The 1,283-nt window shown below is 54.2% G+C and carries 1 protein-coding gene; it reads right to left on the bottom strand.

Annotated elements, in window-relative coordinates; genetic code table 11:
* Positions 1-21: 21 nt before the first annotated feature.
* Positions 22-1,200, bottom strand: coding sequence for an integrase core domain-containing protein (locus tag ACZ9IM_RS30480; protein WP_476225836.1), 1,179 nt, complete (start codon positions 1,198-1,200; stop codon positions 22-24).
* Positions 1,201-1,283: the final 83 nt, after the last annotated feature.

Raw genomic sequence — 1,283 nt, 5'->3', positions numbered from 1 at the left:
ATGTAGAAACGGATACATCCTTTACAATCGAGACCGGGGACATCCTTTACGTTTTTGTGGGTTTGAAAGGCGGTTTTCACCGCTTTTCAAACGACCTAAAAGGTAATTGCACAAATACACTTCCCAGACCTCATCTTCCACCTCCTTCAGCCCTAGTGCCTCACCCACCAGCGATTCGCTGACAAATACCATTCCGCCTTTCCACTTCATTGAACCGTTTTGCCGGACTTTTCTGACCAGCATTTGTGAAGGGTAATTCACCTCCGGCACACGTCCGTCGTAGAGGCGGCTGGATGGCACATAAACATCCGCCGGAACCTTCATTGCCAGGGCCTTGTGAGGGCGTTCGTAGTTGTATTCGTGGCGAAACCGTTCAAACGCCAACTGCTGCTGTACCAAATTATGCTCAGGTGTCTGAAGCAGCGCAGCCTTGAGGGTTCGGTGCATTCGTTCATGGCGGCCATTCTGGTCAGGGCGTCCGGGCTGGATACGCTCGGGATAGATACCCAAGCGTATGAACCAGGCCGCCAGGCTGGAGATGCGCGACACGCCGGTCGAGGCAAAAGGTGAACCGTTATCCGTACGAATGACATTGGGCAACCCATACTCTCGAAAAGCCCAGTCAAATCCTTCGCGCGCCCCAGCCACACTACTTTGCGCCCGACAAAGTAAGAGGAATCGACTGACATGATCGGAGATCGTCAAAGGAAAGCAGCGCTGACCTGATTGCAGGGCGAAGTCGCCTTTGAAATCCGCCGCCCATGTTTGATTGGGCTCTGTGGCTTCGCGTAACGGAATAGGCCCCGTCGGTGGGCGATTAAGGAAACGTCGTTTTTGCACCAGACCTGCACGCTTGAGCCATTCGCCAGCGGTGCTCAACGCGGGCCAAGACAGCTCCGCGTGCGTATTTTTAAGGTTGTGAACCAACTTCTCAGGCCCCCAACTCGGATGCTCGCGCTTATAAGCGATCAGCAACTCAAGGACATGCTCACTGATTTGATGGGGGCTGTGACGCGGACGTCTGGACAGCTCTTTGAGGCCGTCGATGCCACGTTCAGCATAGCGCGCCAGCCACTTGTCCAAAGTGGGCCGGCTGACACCGTAATGCCGTGCCAGCTCACATTTGGAATAGGCGCCGGACATCCAGTCGCCTACGAGTTTCACTCTCTGATCCATTGGGGACTCTCGATTCCAGGGCATGGTCAGGCACCTCCTGACCGTATTTCATACCTGTAAACGATGTCTCCGGTTTAAAACGTAAAGGATGTCTCCGGTTTCTACCC

Source organism: Pseudomonas sp. TE12508 (assembly GCF_056279485.1).
This window is presented reverse-complemented; position numbering and strand designations above follow the sequence as displayed.